Annotated in this window: 10 protein-coding genes; 8 read left to right on the forward strand and 2 right to left on the reverse strand. The window is 22.5% G+C overall.

All coding sequences use genetic code 4. The features are described from left to right. Positions 1-315 precede the first annotated feature (315 nt). The 5 genes from AB668_RS04080 (at position 316) to AB668_RS04100 (ending at position 4183) form a co-directional block, all read left to right on the forward strand. Entirely contained in the window at positions 316-1113 is a 798-nt protein-coding gene (locus tag AB668_RS04080; RefSeq protein ID WP_050517740.1) for a hypothetical protein, read from the forward strand. Position 1114: 1 nt separating this feature from the next. After that, positions 1115-1723 (forward strand): hypothetical protein, encoded by a 609-nt coding sequence (locus tag AB668_RS04085; RefSeq protein WP_050517741.1) that lies wholly within the window; start codon positions 1115-1117, stop codon positions 1721-1723. Positions 1724-1736: 13 nt separating this feature from the next. After that, complete coding sequence (locus tag AB668_RS04090) at positions 1737-2456, forward strand: SDR family oxidoreductase (protein WP_050517742.1); 720 nt, start codon at positions 1737-1739, stop codon at positions 2454-2456. Positions 2457-2575: 119 nt separating this feature from the next. Continuing rightward, positions 2576-3373, forward strand: a complete 798-nt coding sequence (locus AB668_RS04095) for an NAD(+)/NADH kinase (RefSeq protein ID WP_050517743.1) — start codon at positions 2576-2578, stop codon at positions 3371-3373. A gap of 15 nt (positions 3374-3388) precedes the next feature. After that, positions 3389-4183, forward strand: a complete 795-nt coding sequence (locus AB668_RS04100; RefSeq protein WP_050517744.1) for a hypothetical protein — start codon at positions 3389-3391, stop codon at positions 4181-4183. 12 nt (positions 4184-4195) lie between these two features. On the opposite strand, the gene AB668_RS04105 is transcribed toward AB668_RS04100, so the two are convergent. After that, the gene (locus tag AB668_RS04105) at positions 4196-5185 is read right to left on the reverse strand and encodes a DNA cytosine methyltransferase (protein WP_050517745.1); all 990 of its coding nucleotides are present in this window, start codon (positions 5183-5185) and stop codon (positions 4196-4198) included. A gap of 455 nt (positions 5186-5640) precedes the next feature. Here AB668_RS04105 and AB668_RS04110 point away from each other — a divergent pair, with 455 nt between their 5' ends. The 3 genes from AB668_RS04110 (at position 5641) to AB668_RS05755 (ending at position 6550) form a co-directional block, all read left to right on the forward strand. After that, complete coding sequence (locus AB668_RS04110) at positions 5641-5892, forward strand: lipoprotein (protein ID WP_050517746.1); 252 nt, start codon at positions 5641-5643, stop codon at positions 5890-5892. Positions 5893-5969: 77 nt separating this feature from the next. Continuing rightward, positions 5970-6269 (forward strand): hypothetical protein, encoded by a 300-nt coding sequence (locus AB668_RS04115; protein WP_050517747.1) that lies wholly within the window; start codon positions 5970-5972, stop codon positions 6267-6269. Between the two features lie 188 nt (positions 6270-6457). After that, on the forward strand, positions 6458-6550 hold the full coding sequence (locus tag AB668_RS05755) for a lipoprotein (protein ID WP_235443348.1): 93 nt from the start codon (positions 6458-6460) through the stop codon (positions 6548-6550). Positions 6551-6552: 2 nt separating this feature from the next. On the opposite strand, the gene AB668_RS04120 is transcribed toward AB668_RS05755, so the two are convergent. Further along, the coding region (locus tag AB668_RS04120) for a transposase (protein ID WP_152908063.1) at positions 6553-7029 on the reverse strand (477 nt) is incomplete at its 5' end.

Here is a 7029-nt window from a genome sequence, read left to right on the forward strand (position 1 = left end):
TATCTCCTTTATCGTAATGTATTCTATAAATATTTTAGAATAACATCGGAAAAAGTAAATAGAAGTAAGATAAAAGATGAAATACCCCTTAAAATCTGAACTTTTCATCTTTTTTATTTATTTGTTGGCATAACAAGTGTAAAACTCGGGTGATATCTTAAATTCTTTAATTTAATATATAACTTAATTGTGTCTTTTGGTAAGGAACTTTTTAGTTATAATTAATTTTGTAAAGATATAAAAAATATCAATCATAGGTAAATAAATTAAAACTTTTTTCTAATACTAATATGAGTAGATAAAGGAAACTAAAATATGTCAGAACGATACAAAATTGCAAAAAAGTCATTAAATGAGATACTAGATCTTGTGATGTGAATTACATTAGATGATGAACTAACTTTAATGTCTAGCAAATTACGTTTATTAGTTTTTAGTAATGCTGATATGACTGAAGAATTAACTTATATTAAAAACAATATATCTAGAGCTAAAATAAAAAAAGAGTTTAGAAAAAATCAAAAGAAACTATTATTAGATTTCAACCCATTACAAACTCCAGATTTAGTTAATGAATTTTTAAATGATCCAAACAATAAAAACGATGTACTTAATTATTATTTATATTATCCTTACGTTATAAAAGTTTATGAGTATCTTAGACCTATTTTTAAACTATGTTTAGAAATAGAAAATAAAATTGATGAAACTGTAACAAGTTATGATAAATTTATCGAATTTTTAAACAAAAAATTTTATAAAGTATACAAAAATTATCTAGATAAATTAGTTTTGTTTTTAAATGAAAATGATGAAACAAAAAAACTTATCAACTTTTTAATTGATATTAATAAATTAGATAATGATGATTTTTCAAATAATCTTAATTTATTAAATGAAATAAAAACTGTATCTGATCGAAAGTTAGAAATTATAAATAAAAAATTAAAAAAACAAAACGATCATGAATTAGTAACTGAACAAAAATATTATTCATTAAGATCAAATTTAATAAAAGATTTGTATCTATGAACTAATATATGTGATAAATCAATATTTTATTACAAATTAAGATATAAACAGTTATACAGTTTTGAAAATGGTGAATGATAATATGGCAATAACACTAGAACAATTTATATTAGAAAAGTTAAAAGTTGATATTTTAAAACAAATTAATTATGTAAAATCAAATACCTTAAATGAAACACGACATCTAGATTTTCAACCATATTTTAAAGAATTAAAAACAGGTATAAAAGAATCAAAAACTTTAACATCATTAGATTACTTTTTATATAAAACAACACCGTTTAAACAAATAGATGGAACTTTTAGAGTGTATATGTTTATTATCAAATTAATAAGATCGCTTCTTAATAGTTCTTATAATTTAAAAGATGCACCTATTAATAAATTGAAAGATTCTGATTTCGAATTATTTGAAACTGGATTGGTTTATCATGTTAAATTACTTTTTGAAGAAAAATATAATCTAGAAGAAGATGAAAAATATCTATTAAGTAAAACTTTTCTTACTGCTACAGAACTTGATAGTTGAGTTTACAGATTAAGAATAGTTACTGAATTACATAATATTTATTCTAATAAATGATCTAATGGTTTAAAAGATGATAGTGAAAAAGATTTTTTATTAGAATCTATGTTATATTGAACTAGATTAAGCAAAATAGTTGTTAATAAAATTAAAAAACTTGGTTAACAGGAGTGATGATATGAAAAAATTAGTAGCAATTACAGGTGCAAGTAGTGGTATTGGATTAGAATGTGCTAAGTTATTTTCTAGTTTAGGTTATCCTTTATTAATAATGGCTAGAAGAAAAGAACTATTAGATAATTTAAATTTAGATAATTGCATTACTGCACGAGTTGATGTTAGAAATTTAGATGAAATTAAAAATGCAATTAAATTAGCTGAAGAAAAATTTGGTCCAGTTGATTTATTAATTAATAATGCTGGAATTATGATTTTAGATAAATATGTTGATCAAAACATACAACAAAAATATGATATGATTGATATTAATATTAAAGGTGTAATTAATGGAATGGATGCTGTTTTACCTAGTATGATCAAACAAAATCATGGAACTATAATTAACATTTCAAGTGTTGCAGGTAGATATACATATACTGATCATGCAGTTTATAATGGGTCTAAATTTGCAGTTAATGCAATTACAGAACAAACAAGACGTGAATTAGTTAATACAAATATTAGATTTTCTTTAATTGAACCAGGAACAGTTGCAACTAATTTATTAAATTCAACTAAAAAAGAAATTTTAGATGAGCATATGCAATTTATTAATGAAATTGATGGTGGATTAACTGCACTTGATATTGCTAAAACTATTTTATATGTTTATCAATTACCACAACATATTTCAATTAAAGAATTAATGATAGCTCATACTAATGAAACAGAAATTTAGATAATTTTCTCTAACTGTATTGTTAGAGATTTTTAATTTTAAAATTAAAATATAACTAATTTTATAAACAAGTTATTTTCAATTAAATGTATATAATAACAAGTAAAGGAGTTGTTAATATGAAATATAGTTTAGTAACAAATAATTATGATAAAACAAATAGTATTAAAAATGAATTAATAGAATTATTAAATAAAAATAATTTTGTTGAAGATGAAAAAAATCCTGATATTGTTTTTGTAATTGGAGGTGATGGTACTTTTTTAGTAGCCATTCACAAATACCAACATTTATTAGATAAATTAGTTTTTGCTCCAATTAAATTCGGTGGAATTGGATTTTACACTAATAAAAATAGAATCGAAGATCTACAAGAAGCGATTTGTTGTGATTTATTAAAAAATGCAAATATTACTCAACTTGGTTTATTAGAAGTTAATTTTAATGATAAAAAAGTTTATGCAATAAATGAAATTAAAGTTACAAATCATACAAGACCATTAACAACAAAAATTTATATTAATGATGAACTTTTAGAAGAATTTAAAGGAACAGGTTTAGTTTTTGCAACACCAAGTGGATCTACTGGATTTATGAAATCTGCCAATGGTGCAATTATTTATCCTGAAGTGTCATTATATGAAATGCAAGAATTAATGCCAGTTTCAACTAATAAATTTAGAACATTAAATGCTCCTGTGATTTTTTCAGATCAACAACAAATTAAATTAGAATTAGATAGTTTAGATAAAGTTGGATTAAGTGCTGATACTTTTGAATATGATTTAGAATCAAAAAACTTATTAGTAAAATTAAGTAGCAAAAAAATTAATTTATTAAACTTAAGTAAACATAAAATTAGTAAGACTGAAATATTAAATGATATTTTTGTTTTAAATGATAAGACTAAAAGTTAGGTGTTGGTAAATGGTATGAAATGAGAACAATTTGAAAAAAAAGCACTAGAATTTTTAAAAAATAATTTTTCACATCCAAACAATTTTAGTCTAGAAGGTAAATCCAATTCTAATACTAGTGATATATTATATAAAGATCACACAAATAAGTTTTATATAGAAGTCAAAATGCCAATTTCTCAATCAGGTCAATTTGTTTTGAATGAAGATAAACAAAATAAGAAGTTTATATATTCAGATAAAAATAAAAGTAAATTAAATGAATTTTCAGAAGAAATCTTGACTTATATGAATGGTAATTTTAGTTTCTTTTCAGAATATAAAAAAACTAAAGCCGAAATATCTTTAGATAAACAAATATTTTATAACTGAATAATTAATTATTATGAAAATAAGAATGTGAAATTCATTATCACATTGTATGAATCAAAATATATTATTTTTCCAATTTATAAATTATCTTCTTATTTTAATGTGTTTGCTATTTATAGAGAAAAACAAAGTGGTTCAAGAAGATTGAGTATTAAGAATTTGGATGATTTTAAAAAAGCATTACAAGAAAATCAAATAAAATACACTTTCGAAGATGTGGATATCAGAAGTGAACAAGATTTGGACAATCTAGTTATTAGAAGCGAAAATAATAGATATCTATTGAAGTGGAAAGATGATCGATATGATATTAGACATCTTTCAAATATAAGAAATTCTAATGTAATTTTTAGTCTAAAATTATTTAAAAAATTAGATGAAAATATGTTGAAAGAAGATTCGAAACACTTCGAAGATACACTTAAAAAAATAGCATAATATTTTTTAAGATTAGATAAAATTATATTCATGATTTAAAGCTTTAGCTATATTAATTGTTATATATTGTAAAACATCAACAACTACAGAATTTCCAAATTGTTTATGTGCTCGATTAAAAGAATTATCTATTTTATATCAATCAGGATAACCCATTAATCTAGCACATTCTCTTGGATGAAGTTTTCTTGTTTTTCCATTAACAAGATAACCTCCAGTTTTTGAAAAAACTCCACCACCATTTGCAGATAGTGTGATAGCTGTTCCTTTAACACTATAAATTCTTTCTCCTTGTCCACCTTTACCAACAGTTCCAATTCTTATAGACTTAATAGAATTAGTATTTGAAATTTCATTTTTTAAAGTTAAGTCAGATCGTTTTATAACAAGTTTTTCAGTATCTTTATCTTCTAATAATATATCTTCAACAAATTTATTTAATTTGAAAGGTTTAGGAAAATTAAAAGAGTTAATATTTAAATCTTTTCTAAAACAAACAATATAAATTCTTTCTCTTTTTTGTGGGACTCCAAAATCTAAAGAGTTTAAAACATCACTATAAAAATCATATCCTAATTCATATAAAGTATCTTTTACTACTTGAAGAGTTTTTCCATTATCATGAAATGCAAAATTCTTTACATTTTCTAAAAAGATAACTTTAGGTTTTTTTTCTTTAACTATTCTTGCTACATCAAAAAATAATGCACCTCTTGTATCATCAAAACCTTTTTGTTTTCCACTTATTGAAAATGCTTGACAAGGAAAACCGGCACATAAAATATCGTGATCTGGAATATTTGATTCATCAACTAAAGTAATATCATTATCTGGATAATCATTAAAATTGCTTTGGTAGACCGCTTTTACATGTTTATCTTTTTCATTTGAATAAACACATTTTGCTCCTAGAGATTCTAATGCAAGTCTAAAACCACCTAATCCAGCGAAAAGGTCTATAAATTTAACATTTTTTAATTGCTTTTCTTTTATGTTTATCATTAGCTCTCCAAAGTGTATATAAATATAAAATAATTATATTAAATATCTAATAAGTATTTAATATAAATTCATACAATTATAGTTAATGTGTTTTAGTCATTAAAAGTTTTGTTTTTATTGCAATATCGATATATAAAAAAGACAACTTCGTTAGTTGTAATGGTTCTATTTTTTTTATTTCTCCAGGTCATAAATTTGTAGGAACGGCCGGTTAGAACCTGTCCGCCTATATCTATAAATATAAAATATTTACATTATTAATATTTTATAAAAAGCTTAACATATAAAAGTCTTGAATATATGATCAAGCTAAATAGTTATCTAATAGTTTTTTTGACCTATTTATTATTTATTTTCTAGCAATACGAGTCATTCTTTAACTTACCTATTGATTTATATATATATATATATATATAATTAAAGAAAATGAAGTCAAAAGATAAGGAGATATTACAGTGAAAAAATTATTAACAATTATAGGTTCATTAACCATGATTGCATCAACTGCTTCAGTTGTTGCATGTAAAAATTCAACTACACAAAAAGAAAAATATGAAAATGAAAAATTACTTGAATTTGCTAAATTTGTAATTGAAGAAAAATTTGAAATAGATAATTTAGATAAATATATTGAAGAAAGTGTAAATAAAGAAATTAGTGAAATTAAAGCTAAAGTTGAAGAACTATTTACTCAAAAAACGATGTAGAAATCAAAAAAATCTTAAATGATCAAATTAATACTGCTAAAGAAGTTTTATTACACAAAACAAATGAAGAAAAACAGATGATTGAAGATTTAGTTAAAGAAGTTGAAAAATTAACTAATATTAAAAAAGAAGAAATGTTTAAAGATGATAAAGTTGAAGAAAATAAAGCAAATGTTTTAGAAATATTAGAAGATATCATCTCATTAAACATAAGTTCAAAGATTGAAAAAGATAATGAAATTAAAATAAATAATGCTATAAAACAAATTAAAGATTTAGTAGATAACAAAAAAACAAAAGAAGAAATTTTTAATCAACTTTCAAAAATAACTAGTAAATCAGTTAAAGATTTAAATGAACTATTTAATAACCAATAATAATTTATAACTCTTTTAAAGAGTTATTTTTTATTTTAATTTATAAATTTTTACAACCGTTGCTAGCAATTATGTAAATTTATTGAACAAAAAAAGAATAAAGTTAAGTACTGCAAAAAGTAAAAATCTCTTGGCTGTACTTATTTAAATTCAAAATATATTTTCGATTTAGAGAAGGATACAAACTTATGAAAAAATTATTAACAATTTTAGGATCAGTTGCAATAGTTGCTACAACTGGTGCAGTTGCGGTTGCATGTAATAAAAAAGTTTTAGTCTAATACTATACATTTAATAAATCAGCAAGGTTTTGAACGTATTTCAACATCTTGCTTTTCTTTCATTCTTTACCACTTATCTGTTCTATTTTATAACTTCTTAAATATTCTATTATTTGTTTGAAAGAATAATTTTTGTGCAAGTCCAATTTAATAAATTGGTTCTTAACACGTGTTCCAATTATTAATGATAAGTAGTTTATAAATTCAGTTGTATAAACTTTCATTTCAGAATGAACTCTGGTTTTTGATAATTCTAAAATGTTTTTGTAAAAATTGAACATTTCTTCAATCTCTCATCTTTGATCATAAAGTGTGTATACATCTTCTAAACTCAAATCTACATTTGATTCAAAAGCAATTGTTCCAAAATATTCTTCTTCTTTTTTGAATTCAGAAATATCAAAATTATCTTTTCTTAAATGTCTTTGATACCTACCAATACTTTCTTTTCCAGCAATTTCTAAGTCTTTAAATAAATA

This window comes from Mycoplasma sp. HU2014, from assembly GCF_001199495.1.
Taxonomy (GTDB): Bacteria; Bacillota_I; Bacilli_A; order Mycoplasmatales; family Mycoplasmataceae; genus Mycoplasma.